Below are 18,277 nucleotides of genomic sequence, written 5' to 3'. Positions count from 1 at the left end.
CGCGCAGTTTGTCCTACCTTACGGCCTGAGGCATCGATGCTCGCATATATCGTCCGCCGCCTGCTCCTGATGATTCCGACCGTGCTCGGGATCATGCTCGTATCCTTCGTGATCATTCAGTTCGCGCCCGGTGGTCCGGTGGAACAGGCCATCGCGCAACTGACCGGATCGGACCTTTCCACCTCCGACCAGATCAACCGCACCGGCAGCGAGGTTTTCCGGCAGGGCGCGCCGGGCAATACCGGCATCGACCCCTCCTCCTCGCGCTACCGCGGCGCGCAGGGTCTGGACCCACAAATCATTAAGGACCTTGAGAAGCAGTTCGGCTTCGACAAGCCCGCGCACGAGCGCTTCCTGAAGCTGCTGTGGGACTACGCGCGTTTCGATTTCGGCAAGAGCTTCTTCCACGACGCGACGGTGCTGGAGCTGATCAAGCAGAAGCTACCGGTTTCGATCTCGCTCGGCCTCTGGATCACGCTCCTCACTTATATCATCGCCATTCCGCTCGGCATCGCGAAAGCGGTGCGCGACGGCACGCGCTTCGACAGCGTGACTTCCATGCTGATCGTCGTGGGCTACGCGATCCCGTCGCTCCTGTTCGCGATCCTGCTGATCACGCTGTTCGCTGGTGGTTCGCTCAACCTGCCGTTCGGTTTGAGTTCGGCGTTCCCGTTGCGCGGGCTGACGTCCGATAACTGGGACGAGCTGACCTGGTACGGAAAGATTGCCGATTACTTCTGGCACCTCGCACTGCCGCTGACCGCAATGGTGATCGGCGCTTTCACGACGATGACGCTGTTCACGAAAAACTTCTTTCTCGACGAAATCCGCAAGCAATATGTGATGACGGCGCGCATGAAGGGCCTGAGCGAGCGGCAGGTGCTCTACGGCCATGTATTCCGCAATGCCATGCTGCTGATCATCGCGGGCTTCCCGGCGACGTTCATCGGCGCATTCTTCACCGGCTCGCTGCTGATCGAGCAGATTTTCTCCCTCGACGGCCTCGGCCTGCTCGGCTTCGAGGCGGTCGTGAAGCGCAATTATCCGATCGTATTCGCTACTCTTTATATTTTCTCGCTGCTCGGACTGATCATGGGCCTGATCTCCGATCTCATCCTCACATGGGTCGATCCGCGGATCGATTTCGAGACGCGCGAGGTCTGAGATGGATCAACTCGTTCCGCCCGCGGTCATGCAGCCGGACGCCGCACTGCCGAAAGACTCCGAACCGGCGGCCACGCCGAAGAAGAAATCCCGCCTTTCGCCGCTCAACCAGCGGCGCTGGGACAACTTCAAACGCCACCGGCGCGGATACTGGTCGCTCTGGATTTTCTCGATCCTGTTCGTGATTACGCTATTCGCCGAACTGATCGCGAACGAGCCGTACCTGATTTCCTACGAAGGCAAATACTATTACCCGTTCCTGAAATCCTATGAGCTTTCGACCTTCACCAAGGACGATCTCGATCAGGGGATTATCGCCGAGTATCATGACGCGGCGTTCCAGAAGCAGATCAATGACAAGGGCGGCTTCATCCTGTGGCCGCCGATCCGCTTCCATTACACCACGCGCAACCTTGATATCCCCTCGCCGGCACCATCGAAGCCGACCTGGCTCTATACGGAAGCGGAATGTAAAGCGACGGCAGAGAAACGCGGCGGCGAAGGCTGCGCCTCGCTCGACAAGAACTGGCTCGGCACCGACAACGCAACCCGCGATGTGCTGGCGCGCATCATTTACGGCTTCCGGATTTCCGTGCTGTTCGGACTCGTCCTCACGCTGGTCTCCAGCGTAATCGGCATCGCGGCCGGTGCGGTGCAGGGATATTTCGGTGGCTGGACCGATCTTCTGTTCCAGCGCTTCATCGAGATCTGGACATCGGTACCGACGCTTTACGTGCTCCTGATCATCGCGGCGGTGCTGCCGCAGGGCTTCTTCATCCTGCTTGGAATTCTACTACTGTTTTCATGGACGGCGCTGGTCGGCGTGGTCCGCATCGAGTTCCTACGTGCGCGCAACTTCGAATATGTGCGCGCCGCGCGGGCGCTTGGCGTCTCCAACCGCGTGCTGATGTTCCGCCACATCCTGCCGAATGCGATGGTGGCCACGCTCACCTCCATGCCGTTCATCCTTGCCGGATCGGTCGGCACGCTGACCGCGCTCGACTATCTGGGCTTCGGTCTGCCGCCCGGTTATCCATCGCTCGGCGAATTGCTCAATCAGGCGCGCAGCAACCTGCATGCGCCCTGGCTGGCCTTCACCGGGTTCTTCACGGTCGCAATCCTGCTGACACTGCTCATCTTCATCGGTGAAGCGGTACGCGATGCGCTGGACCCGCGAAAGACTTTCACATGAGCGCCGGCGAAACCCTGCTCGCGGTCAACGGCCTCTCCATCGCCTTCCGGCAAGGCGGCGGGGAAGTGCGCGCGGTCGACAACGTTTCCTTCGACATCAAGCGCGGCGAGACCGTCGCCATCGTCGGCGAATCCGGCTCCGGCAAGTCCGTGACAGGGCTTTCGGTGCTGAAGCTCCTGCCCGGCTCTGCGCATCATCCGAGCGGCGAAATCCTGTTCGAAGGCCGCGACCTGCTGAAAATGAACGAGAACGAGATTCGCAAGGTCCGTGGCAACGACATCACGATGGTGTTCCAGGAGCCGATGACCTCGCTCAATCCGCTGCACACCATCGAGCGGCAGATCGCAGAGACGCTGGAGCTGCATCGCGGAATCAAAGGCGACGCAGCGCGCAGCCGCGTGGTCGAACTGCTGCGCGAGGTCGGTATCCGTGATCCGGAGACGCGGCTTTCCGATTTCCCGCATCAGCTTTCCGGCGGCCAGCGTCAGCGCGTGATGATCGCGCTTGCGATTGCCAACGAGCCGAAGCTGTTCATCGCCGACGAGCCGACCACCGCGCTCGACGTCACCGTGCAGGCGCAGATCCTGAAGCTGCTGAAAGAGATGCAGGGGCGGCTCGGCATGGCGATGATGTTCATCACCCATGACCTCAACATCGTGCGCAAGATCGCGGACCGCGTCTGCGTGATGAAACAGGGCAAGATCGTCGAACAGGGCACGGTCGCGGAAATCTTCAGGAACCCGCAGCACCCCTACACCAAGGCCCTGCTTGCGGCGGAGCCGAAGCCGCAATCCGCGCCGCCGCAGCCGGATGCGCCCGCCATCGTCGAAACCGACGATTTGAAAGTCTGGTATCCGATCCGGCGCGGGCTGTTTCGCCGCGTGGTGGGTCACGTCAAGGCGGTCGATGGCGTCACGCTTAAAATCCGCAAAGGCGAGACGCTCGGCGTGGTCGGCGAATCCGGTTCCGGCAAGACCACGCTGGGTCTTGCGTTATTGCGCCTTATCTCCAGCGAGGGGCCGATCGTTTTCCTCGGCAATCCGATTCAGGGGTTGAAATTCAAGAAGATGCGGCCGCTCCGCCGCCACATGCAGATCGTGTTTCAGGACCCCTACGGTTCGCTGTCGCCGCGCCTTTCCATCAGCGAGATCGTTTCCGAGGGCCTGCGCGTACATCAGCCTTCGCTGACGGCGGAACAGCGCGACGAGCGCGCCGCGCGGGCGCTCGCCGATGTCGGCCTCGACCCGGAAACGCGGCACCGCTATCCGCACGAATTCTCCGGCGGACAACGCCAGCGCATCGCGGTTGCGCGCGTCATGGTGCTGGAGCCGGAGTTCATCGTGCTCGACGAACCGACCAGCGCGCTCGACATGCTGGTGCAGTCGCAGATCGTCGATCTGTTCCGCGAATTGCAGAAGAAACGCGACCTCACCTACCTGTTCATCAGCCACGACCTGCGCGTGGTCGCCGCACTCGCAAGCCATGTCATGGTGATGCAGAACGGAAAGATCGTCGAACAGGGACCTTCGGAACGCCTGTTCAAGAACCCGGAGCAGGAATATACGCGCGCGCTGTTCGCGGCGGCGTTTTCGCTCGAAACCCACGCCGGGGTGCAGGAATAGTCAGCGCGCTGCCGACCCCAGCGCGCGCATCGTCTCCAGTGCTTTCGCGCTGACGCCGGGTTTATCCACCGGTCCGACCAGAGTATCGCCCGCGGGCGTGATGGCGCTGTAGCGCAGGATGTTGCGCTTCAGGCTGCGCAACGTGTGCGCGAAGAAGAACCAGCGATATAAAAATGCGGGCATCCCCATCGTCACCACGATGCGGGCGGTCTTTCCCTTCAATAATCCGGGCGAGAGCGACATCCGTTCCGGCTTAAACGCGAAGCCGGGCCGCAGCACCTGCTCGAAGAAGCCCTTGAGCAGCGCCGGCGGCGCGCCGAGCCATAGCGGGTAAACAATGACGAGATGGTCAGCCCATGCGATGGCGGCTTGCGCCTCGCTCACTTTCCGATCGGGTTGCCCGCGTTCCCAGCCTGCGCGGTCGCGAAGGCAGTCGATGCCGGCGGAAGCAATTTCGATCGTCTTCACTTCATGCCCGGCAGACGCGGCAGCGTCCCGGTATGCCCCCGCGAGGGCATGGCATAACCGCGCCGGGTCGGGATCGGGATGGCCGTCGATGACGAGGATGCGCCTGCTCATCCGTGCATGCTAGCGCGGGTTACGCCACGCGCCTTTGACGCCGGTCAACCGCTCAGCGGGGCCGCCGGATGGCGAGAATTTCGGAACCGCCACTGGCGATTCTGGCGGCCGCAGCGTCGAGCGGTTCTTCCGCGACCATCATGTGATGCGCGTTAGCGTGCAGCAGCCGGTTCTCGCCGGAAACGATGCCGACGTGACCTTTCCAGAATACGAGGTCGCCGCGCGCGGCAATGGAAATATCCGTGCCGATGCTCCTGCCTAGCGCCTGCTGCATGTCGCTGTCGCGCGGGGATTCCGTTCCCGCGCTTTGCAGCGCGACCTGCACGAGGCCGGAGCAATCGAGGCCCGACGCAGTTTTCCCGCCCCACAGGTATGGCGTGCCGAGAAAGCGGGCTGCGACTTCGACGAAATCTTTCTCGCGATAGTCCGCTGCTGCCACATGCTGTTTCGGAACGAAGCCGCCGTCGGCCAGCGTTATGAAGTTTTCACGCTCCTCGCGCGCGGCAAGCAGGCTGCCGAACGGCAGCGCGCGCAGTAGCGGCGACTTGATGTCGGGCTTCGGAAACACAAGCGCGCGCAGCGCGCGCACGCGGTGGGTGGCGGATTCGATTTTCTGCGAGAGCGCTTCGCTCGGCAGCCAGCCGACATAACCATCCCGAACAAGCTGCCCCCACGACCAGCCTTCTTCGGTCGATTCATAAACAGTGAATATCTCGCCATGCAGCGCCTGCGTATCGAGCGGCATTTCCGGCGAAGGCTGCGCGCGCAACGGCGCAGAAGATGCGACGACACGCATCGGCGTGCCTTCGGCGAAGCGCGTGGCTTCCACCTTACCGCGCAGGTGCGCGGCGGCGAGATCGGGCCGTGCGGGCGTCAGCCTGCGGTCGAACGCAGCCGTCATAGCGGCAGGTCTTTCGCTTTCTCGCGGACGAGATCGCCGAGCCGCTCGACATAGAGCGCGCCCTTCACCGTCCGCTGCACGACGACATTGCGCCGGTCGGAAGGGTCGCGGCGGCGCTGCAACAATTCCATCCGGCCCATCGTATCGAGCGCACGCGTGATCACCGGCTTCGTGACATTGAGCTTCGCAGCCAGCCCGCGCACCGTATGCGGCGGCTGTTCGAGATAAACAGTGAGCAGGATCGTAAGCTGCCGCGCCGACAGGTCGCGATCGTCGTCGCGCACCATCGCGTAGTTCACGTCATGCAGCAGTTTCAGCGCCTGCGAAGGACGAAGATCGACGGCCACGGCAGCCTGTATAATTCGTTTCGGAGCCGTATCATTTCAGCGCGCGCCCTGCCGCGCAAGCCTCAGCCGTAGCGTTCGGTTAACAGCGCGAACAGCGCACGCACGGAATGGGCTTCGCCGCCTTCGGGACGGCCCGGCCTTTCCTTCGGATTCCACGCGAAGATGTCGAGGTGCATCCAGCTTTTCGCCTGTGCGACGAATTTGGAGAGGAACAGCGCGGCCGTGATCGCGCCCGCATGGCCGCCGCCAACATTGTTGGTGTCGGCGATTTTCGAATCCAGCATCGACATGTACGAACGCCAGAGCGGCATCCGCCACAGCGGATCGCTCTCGCTTGCCGCGAAGCGCGCGAGATCATTCCAGAGCTTGTCGTCGTCGGTGAAGGCGGGAGGAATTTCCGGGCCGAGCGCGACGCGCGCCGCGCCGGTGAGCGTGGCGAAGTCGATCATCAGATCCGGCTTTTCCTCGTCGCCCCATGCAAGCGCATCGGCGAGCACGAGCCGTCCTTCAGCGTCCGTGTTGCCAATCTCGACGGTGATGCCCTTGCGGCTCCGGAAAATATCGCCGGGACGGAAGGCAATGCCGGAGATCGAATTCTCCACCGCCGGAATGATGACACGCAAACGCACGGGCAGCTTCGCGCTCATGATCATGTGCGCGAGCGCGAGCGAGGCCGCGGCGCCGCCCATGTCCTTCTTCATCAGCAGCATGGCGCTGTCGGGCTTGATGTCGAGGCCGCCGGTATCGAAGCACACGCCCTTGCCGACCAGCGTCACCTTCGGATGCGAGGATTTCCCCCAAACCAGATCGAGGATGCGCGGCGCGCGGTCGCTGCCCTGTCCGACGGCATAGACCAGCGGAAAGTTTTTCTTCAACAGCGCCGTGCCGACGATGCTGGATACTTTCGCGCGATGTTTCTTTCCGAGTGCGCGCACCGCGGCTTCCAGCTCGGCCGGGCCGAGATCGTTCGCGGGGGTGTTGACGAGATCGCGCGCCAGCGAAACCCCTTCCGCGATGCGCGTAATCTCCGCGCCATCGACGCCGGACGGCACGACGAGGCGCGGGCGCTCGCCTTTCTGCGGACGGTACTTCGTAAAACGATACGAACCGAGCGCGAAGGCGAGGACGGCAAGGCGCGCATTTTCCGGCGCGCGCGCGAAGGTCCAGTCGCCGCCGGGCAGCACGTTCGCGAGCTTGCCTGCGAGAAACGGATCGCGGTCCTTCGCATCCGTCTTGCCCAGCCCGAACAGGCAGCCTGCGATTTCGCCCTTCGCATCGGGGAGCAGAAGATGCCGGCCCGCTTCCGCCTGAAAGCCCGCGGCCTTAGCGAATGCGCGCGCTGCGGCGGGAAGCCCGGCCTCGACCTTCTTCCAGCTTGCGTCATCGACGCACCAGACCGGCTTGGCGTTGCTTGAAGAGGCGGCAAGGGTGGGATGCATGGAATCGCTCAAACGCTTGGAAAATGCGGGGTTTTCGCCCTCTACCACGGCCCGGAATCACGCGAAAGCAGCCGGTTTAACGGCCTATTAGGGTTAATGGATTATTGCTGCCCCGTGCGACGGACCGCTTGCAGCGAGCCGTCACGGAGCTTGTTGTATGCAGTACCCCTCCTCCGCCGTTCACCACGGCTTCCTGAACGGCGTTTCGCGCATTGCGATTGCAGCCGCGCTCGCGATTTCGCTCGGCGCATGCGCCGCGAAACAGAATCCCGACATAACCGGCTCGATCCCGACGCCGCCGACACAGGAGCAGGCCCGCGAAAACGTGGACCGGCTCGGCGACCGCTACCGCGCGAACGACAGCGACCCGGCAGCCGCCATCGCCTATGCGCAGGCGTTGCGCCGCACCGACCAGCGCGCGCAGGCAGTCGCCGTACTCGAACAGGCTTCGATCAAGAATCCGAAACACAAAGGGCTGCTCGCCGAATATGGCCGCGCGCTCGCCGATGTCGGCCGCTTGCAGCAGGCGCTCGACGTGCTGTCGCGCTCGCATACGCCCGACCGGCCGGACTGGCGCATCCTGAACGCGCAGGGCGCGATTTACGATCAGCTCGGCAACTACAAGGAAGCGCGCCGCTTCTACCAGACCGCGCTCAAGATCGTGCCGGAAGAACCGTCGATTCTCTCGAACCTCGGTCTTTCCTACATTCTGTCGAAAGACCTCAAACAGGCGGAGGCGACCCTGCGCCGCGCCGCCGATCATCCGCGCGCCGACCGCCGCGTGCGCCAGAACCTTGCGCTGTCGCTGGCGCTGCAAGGCAAGTTCGAGGAAGCCGAAAGAATCGCAGCTGGCGACCTGCCGCCCGACGAAGCCCGCGAGAACGTCGCCGCGCTCCGTCAGATGATCAAGGATCAGCAGCAGCCGCGGAACCATCCGCGCTCTTAACCGAAAGCAATTGCCGGAATAAAAAAGCGCCCGGAAGCGGGCGCTTTTTTATTTGCGAGTCTTCGCCGGCGTTACTTGATCTCGGTCATGACGCGGATTGCAGCCGGACCCATGATCACGATGAACAGCACCGGCAGGAAGAACAGGATCATCGGCACGGTGAGCTTTGGCGGCAGTGCCGCGGCCTTCTTCTCCGCTTCGGCCATGCGCTGGTCGCGGATTTCCTGTGCGAGCACGCGCAACGCCTGCGCCAGCGGCGTACCGTAGCGCTCGGCCTGAATCAGTGCGGTACAAACCGCCTTCACGCCGTCGATGCCGGTGCGCGCGGAAAGATTTTCGAACGCCTGGCGGCGGTCCTGCAAATACGAAAGCTCGGCCGTGGTCAGCGTGAACTCCTCGGCCAGCGGCACCGATTGCGAGCCGATTTCCTGGCTGACGCGCTTGAACGCGGCGTCGATGGACATGCCGGATTCGACGCAGATCAGGAGCAGGTCGAGCGCATCGGGGAAAGCACGGCGGATGGAGGTCTGCCGCCGCGTGATCATGTTCTTCAGGAACAGCTGCGGCAGCTTCATGCCGAGGAACGCCGCGCCGAGACAGATGGCGATGCGCACCATTGCGGGCTGGCCGATATCCACCAGCACGAACAGGTAGAAGATCGCGAAGCAGAACATGATGATCGGCATGATCAGCCGGAAGAACAGGAACGTGGTCTGCGGTCCCTGCCCGCGATAACCGGCCTGTACCAGCGTCGCTTTTATTTCTTCCTCGCCGAGCCACTTCTTCAGATCGAGCTTGTCGACGATCCCCTGCATGAACGCCTTCGGCGTGGGGCGCAGGTTCACCTTCTCGCCGCGCGCCAGCTTCTCGCGCTCGCGGGCGCGGATCTTGCCGCGTTCCACCGCCAGCGTCTTCATGCGGCGGTCGAGGCTATCGCCGGAGATGTAGGGCATCGCCAGCGTGTAGATCGTCGCGATCACGGCAATCGCCGTGAGCAGCGTCGTCATGAAACGCGGGTCGCTGAGCTTGCTGTAAATGAGATCGACCATACGCGCGTTCCTAGAAGTCGAAATTGATCATGCGCTTCATGACAAAGACGCCGATCGACATCCACAGGGCCGAGCCGGCCATCAGCACGCGGCCGGTATCGGTGGTCCAGAGCAATTCGATGTAGCCGGGGCTGGTCAGATAGACGAGCAGCATCACCGCGAAGGGCAGCGAAGCGATGATGCCGGCGGAAGCCTTGGCTTCCATACTCATCGCCCTGATCTTGCCTGCCATCTTCTTGCGCTCGCGCAGCACGCGCGAAAGGTTGCCCAGCGCCTCGGAGAGGTTACCGCCCGCGGACTGCTGAATCGAAAGCACGATGCCGAAGAAATTGGCTTCCGCCAGCGGCACGCGCTCGAACAACTTCGTCGCCGACTCGCCGAGCGACATGCCGATTGCCTGTCCTTCAGCGATGGTGCGGAATTCGCCTTTCACCGGCTCGCTGGTCTCGCTCGCGACAATGCGGATACAGTCGCCGACCGGAAGACCCGCCTTCACGCCGCGCACGATGACGTCGATGGCGTTCGGAAGCTCTTCGATGAATTTCTTCTCGCGCTTCTTCTTCAGGTAGCCGATCACCCAACGCGGCAGGCCGAACGCAGCCGCACCGCCGGCGGGCAGCGCGATCAGCGGATTTCCGCTAAAGGTGAAAACGAGAAAACCGGCAACGAGACCGACCACGCCGCTCATGATGAAGAAGGTCTTCTTCGTGGTCTGGAGACCCGCCTGCTTGAGGCGAATTTCGATGGGCGGGTTCTTGACGTTCTTCTGGCGCTGCTCGAGCTGCTTCAGCGTTTCCTCGACCTGCTGCTTGCGCAGGGTCGTGCTGTCGGTCGCGCCCTTGTTCTTGCGTTTTGCATGAATCTCGTCCGCCGAGATTTCGCGAACGCGCTGCTCCGCGCGCCGCTCGCCGGAGATCAGCGGATAGAGAAAAACGTAAGCTACGCCGCCGACGGCGACAGTGATCAGGAATGCGAAGGCCATCGAACTCATGTCACGCGCCTATCGCTTGAAGTCGTCCGTTTCGGAGGCGTCGAGCGCTTCCGCCAGACGCACCTGCTCGCCGTAATATTTTGCGCGATCCCAGAACCGCGGCTGGCCGATGCCAGTGGAACGGTGGCGGCCGATGATGTTGCCGTTCGCGTCCTCACCGAGATATTCGAAGACGTAGAGGTCCTGCGTCGTGACGACTTCGCCTTCCATGCCGACCACTTCGGTGACATGCGTGATACGGCGCGAGCCGTCGCGCATACGCGACGCCTGAATGATAACGTCAATCGACGACACCACCATTTCGCGGATGGTGCGCGGCGGCAGCGAGAAGCCGCCCATCGTGATCATGGATTCGAGACGGGACAGCGCTTCGCGCGGAGAGTTCGCGTGCAGCGTACCCATCGAGCCGTCATGGCCGGTGTTCATGGCCTGCAACAGGTCGAACGCCTCGGGTCCGCGGACTTCGCCGACGATGATGCGTTCGGGACGCATACGCAGACAGTTCCGCACCAGATCGCGCATCGTCACCTGACCCTCGCCTTCGAGGTTCGGCGGCCGCGTTTCGAGGCGCACTACATGCGGCTGCTGAAGCTGCAATTCGGCCGCGTCTTCACAGGTGATGATACGCTCATCGTTGTCGATGTTCGCGGTCATGCAATTGAGCAGCGTGGTCTTACCGGAGCCGGTACCACCGGAGATCAGCGTGTTCACGCGGCAGCGGCCGATGATTTTCAGCAACTCCGAACCCTGCGCCGAAATCGAGCCGAACTTGACGAGATCGTCCAGCTTCAGCTTGTCCTTCTTGAACTTACGAATGGTGAGCGCGGGGCCATCGATGGAGAGCGGTGGCACGATCACGTTGACACGGGAGCCGTCGGGCAAGCGCGCGTCGCAAATCGGCGAAGCTTCGTCCACGCGGCGGCCGACCTGGCTCACGATGCGCTGGCAGATGTTCTGAAGCTGCTGGTTGTCGCGGAAGCGGATGCCGGTCTGCTGAATCTTGCCTTTGACTTCGATGTAGACCGTGTCCGAGCCGTTCACCATGATGTCGGCGATGTCGTCGCGGGCAAGCAGCGGCTCCAGCGGACCGTAGCCAAGCACGTCGTTGCAGATGTCGTCGAGCAGTTCTTCCTGCTCGGCAATCGACATCACAACGTTCTTGATCGCGATGATTTCGGTAACGATGTCGCGGATTTCCTCGCGTGCCGCGATCGGTTCCAGCTTCGCAAGCTGGGTAAGATCGATCGCCTCGATCAGTGCGCCGAAGATCTGGCCTTTGACCTCGTAGAAGCTCTCGGAGCGCTGGTTGCTCATCACCGGCGCCGGAGCGATCGGCGGTGCCGGAACGGAAGGCGTGCGCGGCGGGGGGGCGGCCGGCGCAAAATCGGAAACCACCCGCGGCGGCAACGCAACGCCGGGCGCCGGCTGCTGCGGCACGCTCGGCGCGGGCGGCGGGGCCATTTCCCGGACGCCTGCGTTTCCGCCTGAACCTCTCTTGCCGAACATGAACGACCTCGACCCGGCTTACGCCAATTTCTTTTCGCTTACTTCCGCTTCAGCCGCGCCAGCAGCGGCGAGAGGAAGTCTTTTTTCTGTGCCTTGGCTTCCGCGCGGCCGGTGATCATCTTCGCGACGCTGAGGAAGGTATCGGCGGTTTTATGCTTCGCGGCGACTTCCGCGATCATCTGCCCGTTGTTCGAAGCGGTGCCGAATAACTGCGGCTCGAACGGTATGATCGCGACCGGCTCGGCTTCGAGCGCTTTCGCGAAATCAGCGGTGCGGACTTCCGGACGCTTCGGAATGCCGACCTGATTGAGCAGGTACATCGGCGCCTTGTCGTTCGGGCGCGCGGCTTTCGCGAAGTCGTAGATGTTTTTCGCGTTACGAAGGTTGGGCAGATCCGGCGCAGCGACGATGAGGAGTTCGTCGGCGCCGGTCAGCGCGCGCTTCGCCCATCCGCTCCAAAGATGCGGCAGGTCGAGCACGATATAGGGCACAGAGCCGCGCAGCGTATCGAGCACCGGCTCGATGGCTTCCGGCGAGAAATCGTATTCGCGATCCAGCGTCGCCGGCGAAGCAAGCAGGCTCAGGTGATCCGTGCATTTCGAGAGCAGGCGGTCGATGAAGGCCGTATCGACGCGGTCGGGAGAGAACACCGCATCCGCAATGCCTTGCGGCGGGTCCTGATTGAAATCGAGGCCCGCGGTGCCGAACGGCAGGTCGAGGTCCGCTACCACGGCGTCAATCGCGAGATCGCGCGCAATCGCAAACGCGATGTTATGCGCAACGGTAGATGCGCCGACGCCGCCCTTTGCGCCAAGCACGCCGATAATCCGTCCTACCGGCTTGGCATCGGCCGCCGAGAACAGGCCGGAGATCGACGCGACGATATCGAGCGTCGAGAGCGGAGAAACCAGATAATCGCTGACGCCGCGGCGGGTGAGTTCGCGATACAGAATGATGTCGTTGACGCGGCCGACAACGATAACCTTGGTGCCCGCGTCGCAGACTTCCGCCAGACGGTCGAGGCCTTCCAGCAGCGCGTTTCCATGACCGTTGTATTCGATCATGATCACGTTCGGCGTCGAGGCGTTGCGATAGGCTTCGTCCGCAGCGGCAAGCCCGCCCATCGAAACCTTAAGATGCGCGCGCGCCATGCGCCGGTCCGCGCCTGCCGACTGCACGGCATGGGCAAGCTCGGCGGTTTCGCAGAACGCCTGAATCGTAATGCGCGGCACCGGAGCGATGTGACGCTCCGGCTCCGCGGCGACGGAATTAGGATCTATGGCGGGTGCCGGTCTCATTTACTGTCCCACTGTGCTCACACGGCCGTTGGAATTGGTCTGATAGGTGGTCGAGGGATCCTGGCCCTGACGATATTTGTCGACGACGGTGCGGCGGCGCGCGGCATAAGCCGGATTCTCTGCGCGCGGCTGCACGAGGTCTTCGGGATTGGCGACCGATTGCGCGAGGTTGTGCTGCGTCGCGCAGCCGAAGTTCGAATACGGCTCGTTGTTCATCGAGCGGAATGTCGGTGTCGGTCCCAGGTCGTCCACGCCGGCGTGGCAGCGATTTGCCACCTGTGCGCGCGTGGTCGGGAAGGTCAGCAGGATCGGTGCGACGTTCGCCGCGCTCTGCGGCTGATAGCTGCGAACCTGAATCGCGCGCGGCGGCACGCCGGACGCGGAGAGCAGGCTGCGCAATTCCTTGATGGTGCGGCTCGACGAAACCTCGTTGGCGACGCCTTGCGGAATCTGGATCGTCAGCGGCCCCGAACCATAACGGCGCCACTGCGCGGCAAGGCTGCCACCGAGCGCGCGCTGTTCCGGCGTCAGACCTGCGCGGCCGGAGCCGACGAACATCTGCACCGCGTGTTCGCCTTCCGCGATCTGGATCGGATGACGATCGCGATAGTCATGCGGAATTCCGCCGGTCACGATCCGGTCGGACTGACAACCCGCGACTGCGAGAGAGAAAAGGCCGACGAGGAGCGCCGCGCGGCAGCGAACCCGAAACACGCTTGATACCGACATCACACGCTCCACTGACACTTAATCCAGAATGAACCCATAGTCGCCCTTGAGACGTTTCGGGTCGTTGACACCGGGAACGCCGTAAATCCTGTTGAGACGGCCGATCAGAACGGTCGACTGATCGGACGGATTGGCAAAACCTTCATCCGGCCGCACCAGATCCTGACGCGCAGACGGCTTCACGACATAGGGCGTGACCATGATCATCAGTTCGGTCTGGCCCGTGATGTAGTCGCGGCTCTTGAACAGCGTGCCGAGCACCGGAAGATTCATCAGGCCCGGCAGGCCGTTGATGTTCTGTTTGGTCTGCTCCTGCAGCAGGCCCGCCATCACGATCGTGCCGCCGGAGGGCAGCTCGATCGTCGAGTTGGCGCGGCGAACGCGCAGCGCCGGAATGGTGACGGACGAAAGACGGATCGCGCCTTCCGCAGAGAGTTCGCTGACCTCGGTCGCAACCCGCATGCTGATGCGGCCCTCACCGAGCACGACCGGCGTGAACTCGAGGCCCACACCGAACTGCTTGAATTGAATCTGGATCTGACAGCCGTTGACGGGATCGCAGCTCTGACCGGCGGGGATCGGGAATTCGCCACCCGCAAGGAACTTCGCGGACTCACCGCTGATCGCAGTCAGGTTTGGCTCCGCCAGCGTGCGCATGATGCCGGCCTGCTCCATGGCTCGCACGGTCGCAGTGACGGTGCCGCCATTTGGCAACTGGAAGACCGGCGAGATCGCGGTGTTCGAGAGCGTCTGGTTCTGCGCGGAGAACGGGTTGTTGGTCGTAAAGTTCACGACCGCCGTGCCGACATTGATGCTGGCGCCCTGCAAGTCCACGCCGAGCTGTTTCAGGATGTTGCGCTGAACTTCCGCCACGGTCACCTTGATCAGCACCTGCTCGCGATCGCGGATGGTGAGGCCGTTCACGACCTTGTTGGCGTCTCCGACGAGGCGCGACGCGGTGTCGAAGATCTGCGCCGCTTCGGCTGCATTGTTGACGAGGCCGGAGAGCACAAGGCTGTCGCCGATGGCGTCGATCTTGATCTGCGCGTTCGGCGCGATCTTCTGCACAGCAGCGCGCACACCGGTCGCATCCAGCGCAACTTCGATGTCATAAGCCGCGATTTGTTTGCCGTCGGCGTCGAAGAAAATGATGTTGGTCTGGCCGGCCTTCACGCCGATCAGGTAGGCGCGGCGCGCCGAGCGCATCACCGCGTTCGCAATCGCCGGATTCGCGACCAGCACGTCCTTGGCATCGACGGGAAGGTCGATCACGACGGTCTTGCCGATGCCGAGCGGAAGAAATCCGCCAATGCGCTGCTGCACCACCGGCTTCGCATAGGGCTGCGCGCCGGGGAGATCGCTCGCATCCGCGCGCGGCGAACCGGAGAAGAACGCAATCCCCGCGAACAGCGAAAAGAAAGCGAATGTTAACCCTGCTTTGGCGGCCAGCTTGTTTTGCATGGGGAACACCGGTCCTTCGCTTACTTCACGGTCTGGCTGGAGTTGATGCCGAAGCGGACGAAGTTGATCCGGCTCGACGTCTGCTGCGGATCTTCGGTCGTCTCACTCAGCAAATTCGGTTTGGCGTCGGCGAGCGAGCGCAGCGCGAGCGATAGCGTGCCGCGCTGGCGGGCCTGCGCCAGAATTTCGGCCTGCTGGCCGTTCAGTTCGAGCGTCGCGGTCTTGCCGATCACGACGCGCGAGCCGTTCTTTTCTTCGATGGCCTGATCGATCGCGAGCACGCGGATGTTGCGGAGAATCGTCTCGCTGACGATGCCGTCATTGCCGCCCTGCTGCTGCGCAGTCTGGTCGCGGCGCGTGAGAATCACGTCCACGCGGTCGTTCGGCAGGATGAAGCCGCCTGCGCCGGTTTCGGCCGAGATTTCGGTCGAGATCGCGCGCATGCCCGCGGGAAGAATCGCGGACATGAAGCCGGAGCCGTCGGCGCGGATCAGTTTCTGGTCGCGAATCGGCTCGCCGGCAATGAAGGGCGAGCGCGCAACCGCGCTCTTGAATTCCTCGATGGCGTTCGGACGATTGGTGCGGCGGATGAACAACGGCCCCGCGGCCGCGACCGGCCATGCCTGCCAGGTCAGATCGTCGGCGGAAACCGCACGGCCGACACCGATGTCGACCTTGGCCACGAGAATCTCGACCGTCTCCGCCTGCGGGCGCACGATCTGCGGCACTTGCTGCACGATTACCTGACGCTCTCCACCGGAGAGCATGAAGGCAAGACCGCCGGCGACGACGGCGATTAGCAGTACGATCAGACGCGCGGGTTTCATACGCTCACTTCCACTCGTTCGAATCCGTGAGCACCCGATATGGGTCGCACGGTCGCCTCATGCCGGATTTCACCAGCTAAGGGTCAACTTATGGTTAATGAGCGGTAGATGTTTTTAGCGGGCTGACAGGGCCTTAGGCCGTGAGGGCACGCATGTAGGGGGTGTCGGGGAAGACCAGCAGTCCGGCGATGGCAAGCGCGATGCCGTAAGGAATCCCGCTGTCCACCGCATGCAGGCGGGCAATCCAGCCCTGGCGCGCGAACACCGCGGGCAACGGCAAGGTCCGCAGCCAGACGATCATCAGCGTCAGCAATCCGCCCGCAATTGAAGCGACCAGCAGATACTCAAGAAGATGTGAGAAGCCGAGCCACAGGCCGGTCGCGGCCGCGAGCTTGGCGTCGCCCCCGCCGATCCAGCCGCGTGCGAAGAAGCCGAACGAAACCACCAGCACGGCGAACCCGGCCAGCAGATGCCGCCCGATATCGCCCCAGCCCATCCCGGTCAGCCAGGCTACCAGGAAGAAACCGGCGACCAGCGCCAGCGATACGCGGTTGGAAATCGTCATGCTGACGAGATCGCTCGCCGCGGCGAACGCCATCATCGCCGGAAAGAGACCGAGTACGAGAAGTTCGAGCATCATCTTCATCACGCGCGTGAGGAAACCGCACGCAGCCTACAGGGCTACTCATAAGCGAAAGATGAATCGGACCTTAAGAAAATGAAAAGACCCCGGCCGGAGCCGGGGTCTATCGAACGCAGCGCGAGAGAAGTCAGGAACCCGTAGAGTTCCTTACTTCAGTGCGTTTTCGACCGAAGTGAAGGTCGAAGTCAGCTTGGTGCCGACACCCTGCACGACCGCGATGATCGCGACCGAGATACAGGCGGCGATCAGACCGTATTCGATGGCGGTCGCGCCGGATTCGTCTTTCAGAAAGCGAACAAGATTCTTCATTGGAGGCTCCCACGTAACAGACAAGGCCACCGGCTCTTCTGTCCGGTGATGAACATAAGCTACGAAAAAGTTCCTTCGTTCCCGTGAAGCGCGGCGATTAAAGTTGAATCGAAAGTTCCGGCTTTCTGACCGTTTGCCATTCATACCCTGGAAACGCGAAAGGCCCCGGACGATGCCGGGGCCTTTGCTTTTCGAAGTTCGCGAACGCTTACTTGAGGGCGTTCTGAACCGAAGTGAACGTCGAGGTCAGCTTGGTGCCGACGCCCTGCACGACCGCGATAATCGCAACCGAGATACAGGCGGCGATCAGGCCGTATTCGATGGCCGTAGCACCGGACTCGTCTTTCACGAAACGAGCAAGAGTTTTCATCTTTCAAGGCTCCTTGAACCTAGTTGGCTCTCTGCGCTTACGTCCGCCGGGCTTTTGTTGCCCGATCGAACTGGTGCCAACCTACATCGCGTGCATTGCGTCACGGTTAATTCGATCGCAGAAACCCTGTGTTTTCAGCGGGAAACGAAACAGCGTTAACGATCGTTTGCCGAGATCGAAGAACCTTTAGAAAACAACGGCGGTAGCTTGACACCGCGCCTCGAACACCAATGTAGAGAACGAAGACAGCGAAGCGCATTTGGAGTTCATTCACCATTTTCGCGGAGATTGTCGCAGTCAAAGTGTATGTCGCGTGAGGAGTTGGCCGTGTTGCGTTCGTTGCCGAGAGTACTGCTCGTGATCTGCGCGTTCGCGCTGATGCCGGGCAAGTCGCCCGCCGATACCTTCGGCGTGATGCTCGATCAGGCGCGTATCCTCAAGCTGCCCGATCGCGTCGCCACCATTATCATCGGCAATCCCTCGATTGCGGACGCTACGCTGCAAAGCGGCGGGCTACTGGTCGTAACCGCCAAGGGATATGGCGTGACCAATCTCATGGCGCTGGATAATCGCGGCAACATACTGGTGGAGCACACGATTCAGGTGACTTCGCCGCGCTCAGCCCTCACCGTGTATCGCGGTACCGACCGTGAATCCCTGAGCTGCACGCCGAATTGCGAGCGTACGCTGGTGCCGGGTGACTCCGCTGCGGTGTTCGATTCCGTCGTCGGCCAGATCGGCGTCCGCAACGGTATCTCCGCCGGCAACCCGGCAGCAGCCGCGCCAAAACAGTAACAACCCTCCGTCACGGTTAATGGCGCGTAAAAGACGCCGCTCGCGAACGGTTTTCGCGTTCAACGATTCTTCAAGCCGCTTCCCGTATGAAGGTCGCGAGATTCGGGAG

The 18,277-nt window shown here is 62.4% G+C and carries 19 protein-coding genes; 5 read left to right on the top strand and 14 right to left on the bottom strand.

All coding sequences use genetic code 11. The annotated features are described in order from the left end of the window. Positions 1–36: 36 nt before the first annotated feature. From KF794_00780 to KF794_00770, 3 genes are read left to right on the top strand one after another with little or no spacing between them, the layout of a single operon-like run. Positions 37–1,164, top strand: a complete 1,128-nt coding sequence (locus KF794_00780) for a microcin C ABC transporter permease YejB (GenBank protein QYK45288.1) — start codon at positions 37–39, stop codon at positions 1,162–1,164. A gap of 1 nt (position 1,165) precedes the next feature. Further along, positions 1,166–2,356 carry an ABC transporter permease gene (locus tag KF794_00775; GenBank protein QYK45287.1) on the top strand — a complete coding sequence of 397 codons (1,191 nt, stop codon included), beginning with the start codon at positions 1,166–1,168 and terminating at the stop codon, positions 2,354–2,356. After that, a complete protein-coding gene (locus KF794_00770; GenBank protein ID QYK45286.1) occupies positions 2,353–3,978 on the top strand; it encodes an ABC transporter ATP-binding protein in 1,626 nt (541 codons plus the stop codon). Before KF794_00775 ends, KF794_00770 begins: the two co-directional genes overlap by 4 nt. On the opposite strand, the gene KF794_00765 is transcribed toward KF794_00770, so the two are convergent. The 4 genes from KF794_00765 to KF794_00750 all read right to left on the bottom strand — a co-directional run bounded on the left by KF794_00765 (position 3,979) and on the right by KF794_00750 (position 7,244). Then, the gene (locus tag KF794_00765) at positions 3,979–4,557 is read right to left on the bottom strand and encodes an NAD(P)H-dependent oxidoreductase (protein QYK45285.1); all 579 of its coding nucleotides are present in this window, start codon (positions 4,555–4,557) and stop codon (positions 3,979–3,981) included. Between the two features lie 52 nt (positions 4,558–4,609). Beyond that, on the bottom strand, positions 4,610–5,458 hold the full coding sequence (locus KF794_00760; GenBank protein ID QYK45284.1) for a C40 family peptidase: 849 nt from the start codon (positions 5,456–5,458) through the stop codon (positions 4,610–4,612). After that, positions 5,455–5,805 (bottom strand): MarR family transcriptional regulator, encoded by a 351-nt coding sequence (locus KF794_00755; protein ID QYK45283.1) that lies wholly within the window; start codon positions 5,803–5,805, stop codon positions 5,455–5,457. The genes KF794_00760 and KF794_00755 overlap by 4 nt, the downstream gene beginning before the upstream one ends. Before the next feature lie 62 nt (positions 5,806–5,867). Continuing rightward, a complete protein-coding gene (locus KF794_00750; protein QYK45282.1) occupies positions 5,868–7,244 on the bottom strand; it encodes a leucyl aminopeptidase family protein in 1,377 nt (458 codons plus the stop codon). A 157-nt stretch (positions 7,245–7,401) separates the two neighbouring features. On the opposite strand from KF794_00750, the gene KF794_00745 reads away from it, so the two are divergent. Further along, positions 7,402–8,190, top strand: a complete 789-nt coding sequence (locus tag KF794_00745; GenBank protein ID QYK45281.1) for a tetratricopeptide repeat protein — start codon at positions 7,402–7,404, stop codon at positions 8,188–8,190. 71 nt (positions 8,191–8,261) lie between these two features. Here the strand turns inward: KF794_00745 and KF794_00740 are convergent, their stop codons facing one another. The 10 genes from KF794_00740 to KF794_00695 form a co-directional block, all read right to left on the bottom strand. After that, positions 8,262–9,239, bottom strand: coding sequence for a type II secretion system F family protein (locus tag KF794_00740; GenBank protein ID QYK45280.1), 978 nt, complete (start codon positions 9,237–9,239; stop codon positions 8,262–8,264). Positions 9,240–9,249: 10 nt separating this feature from the next. Then, entirely contained in the window at positions 9,250–10,230 is a 981-nt protein-coding gene (locus tag KF794_00735) for a type II secretion system F family protein (protein ID QYK45279.1), read from the bottom strand. 9 nt (positions 10,231–10,239) lie between these two features. Next, complete coding sequence (locus tag KF794_00730) at positions 10,240–11,736, bottom strand: CpaF family protein (GenBank protein QYK45278.1); 1,497 nt, start codon at positions 11,734–11,736, stop codon at positions 10,240–10,242. 38 nt (positions 11,737–11,774) lie between these two features. Next, positions 11,775–13,034, bottom strand: coding sequence for a CtpF protein (locus KF794_00725; GenBank protein QYK45277.1), 1,260 nt, complete (start codon positions 13,032–13,034; stop codon positions 11,775–11,777). Further along, positions 13,035–13,763, bottom strand: a complete 729-nt coding sequence (locus tag KF794_00720; protein QYK45276.1) for a CpaD family pilus assembly protein — start codon at positions 13,761–13,763, stop codon at positions 13,035–13,037. 18 nt (positions 13,764–13,781) lie between these two features. After that, a complete protein-coding gene (locus KF794_00715) occupies positions 13,782–15,224 on the bottom strand; it encodes a type II and III secretion system protein family protein (protein ID QYK45275.1) in 1,443 nt (480 codons plus the stop codon). 20 nt (positions 15,225–15,244) lie between these two features. Next, positions 15,245–16,051, bottom strand: a complete 807-nt coding sequence (gene cpaB / locus KF794_00710; GenBank protein ID QYK45274.1) for a Flp pilus assembly protein CpaB — start codon at positions 16,049–16,051, stop codon at positions 15,245–15,247. Between the two features lie 133 nt (positions 16,052–16,184). Then, positions 16,185–16,691 (bottom strand): prepilin peptidase, encoded by a 507-nt coding sequence (locus KF794_00705; GenBank protein ID QYK45273.1) that lies wholly within the window; start codon positions 16,689–16,691, stop codon positions 16,185–16,187. A gap of 150 nt (positions 16,692–16,841) precedes the next feature. Beyond that, entirely contained in the window at positions 16,842–17,003 is a 162-nt protein-coding gene (locus tag KF794_00700) for a Flp family type IVb pilin (protein QYK45272.1), read from the bottom strand. 208 nt (positions 17,004–17,211) lie between these two features. Further along, positions 17,212–17,373, bottom strand: coding sequence for a Flp family type IVb pilin (locus KF794_00695; protein QYK45271.1), 162 nt, complete (start codon positions 17,371–17,373; stop codon positions 17,212–17,214). Between the two features lie 378 nt (positions 17,374–17,751). Between KF794_00695 and KF794_00690 the strand changes: the two genes are divergently transcribed. Beyond that, entirely contained in the window at positions 17,752–18,168 is a 417-nt protein-coding gene (locus KF794_00690; protein QYK46530.1) for a pilus assembly protein N-terminal domain-containing protein, read from the top strand. Positions 18,169–18,277: the final 109 nt, after the last annotated feature.

The sequence above is a fragment of the Xanthobacteraceae bacterium genome, from assembly GCA_019454205.1.
GTDB lineage: Bacteria > Pseudomonadota > Alphaproteobacteria > Rhizobiales > Xanthobacteraceae.
The sequence above is the reverse complement of the archived record's forward strand: the minus strand, read 5'-3'. Positions and strand labels throughout refer to the sequence as shown.

Excerpts from the sequence above, each read along its gene's own strand:
- KF794_00780 (QYK45288.1), top strand. The coding sequence starts at position 37 with ATGCTCGCATATATCGTCCGCCGCCTGCTCCTGATGATTCCGACCGTG.
- KF794_00775 (QYK45287.1), top strand. The coding sequence starts at position 1,166 with ATGGATCAACTCGTTCCGCCCGCGGTCATGCAGCCGGACGCCGCACTG.
- KF794_00770 (QYK45286.1), top strand. The coding sequence starts at position 2,353 with ATGAGCGCCGGCGAAACCCTGCTCGCGGTCAACGGCCTCTCCATCGCC.
- KF794_00765 (QYK45285.1), bottom strand. The coding sequence starts at position 4,557 with ATGAGCAGGCGCATCCTCGTCATCGACGGCCATCCCGATCCCGACCCG.
- KF794_00760 (QYK45284.1), bottom strand. The coding sequence starts at position 5,458 with ATGACGGCTGCGTTCGACCGCAGGCTGACGCCCGCACGGCCCGATCTC.
- KF794_00750 (QYK45282.1), bottom strand. The coding sequence starts at position 7,244 with ATGCATCCCACCCTTGCCGCCTCTTCAAGCAACGCCAAGCCGGTCTGG.
- KF794_00745 (QYK45281.1), top strand. The coding sequence starts at position 7,402 with ATGCAGTACCCCTCCTCCGCCGTTCACCACGGCTTCCTGAACGGCGTT.
- KF794_00740 (QYK45280.1), bottom strand. The coding sequence starts at position 9,239 with ATGGTCGATCTCATTTACAGCAAGCTCAGCGACCCGCGTTTCATGACG.
- KF794_00735 (QYK45279.1), bottom strand. The coding sequence starts at position 10,230 with ATGAGTTCGATGGCCTTCGCATTCCTGATCACTGTCGCCGTCGGCGGC.
- KF794_00730 (QYK45278.1), bottom strand. The coding sequence starts at position 11,736 with ATGTTCGGCAAGAGAGGTTCAGGCGGAAACGCAGGCGTCCGGGAAATG.
- KF794_00725 (QYK45277.1), bottom strand. The coding sequence starts at position 13,034 with ATGAGACCGGCACCCGCCATAGATCCTAATTCCGTCGCCGCGGAGCCG.
- KF794_00720 (QYK45276.1), bottom strand. The coding sequence starts at position 13,763 with ATGTCGGTATCAAGCGTGTTTCGGGTTCGCTGCCGCGCGGCGCTCCTC.
- KF794_00715 (QYK45275.1), bottom strand. The coding sequence starts at position 15,224 with ATGCAAAACAAGCTGGCCGCCAAAGCAGGGTTAACATTCGCTTTCTTT.
- cpaB (QYK45274.1), bottom strand. The coding sequence starts at position 16,051 with ATGAAACCCGCGCGTCTGATCGTACTGCTAATCGCCGTCGTCGCCGGC.
- KF794_00705 (QYK45273.1), bottom strand. The coding sequence starts at position 16,691 with ATGATGCTCGAACTTCTCGTACTCGGTCTCTTTCCGGCGATGATGGCG.
- KF794_00700 (QYK45272.1), bottom strand. The coding sequence starts at position 17,003 with ATGAAGAATCTTGTTCGCTTTCTGAAAGACGAATCCGGCGCGACCGCC.
- KF794_00695 (QYK45271.1), bottom strand. The coding sequence starts at position 17,373 with ATGAAAACTCTTGCTCGTTTCGTGAAAGACGAGTCCGGTGCTACGGCC.
- KF794_00690 (QYK46530.1), top strand. The coding sequence starts at position 17,752 with ATGCCGGGCAAGTCGCCCGCCGATACCTTCGGCGTGATGCTCGATCAG.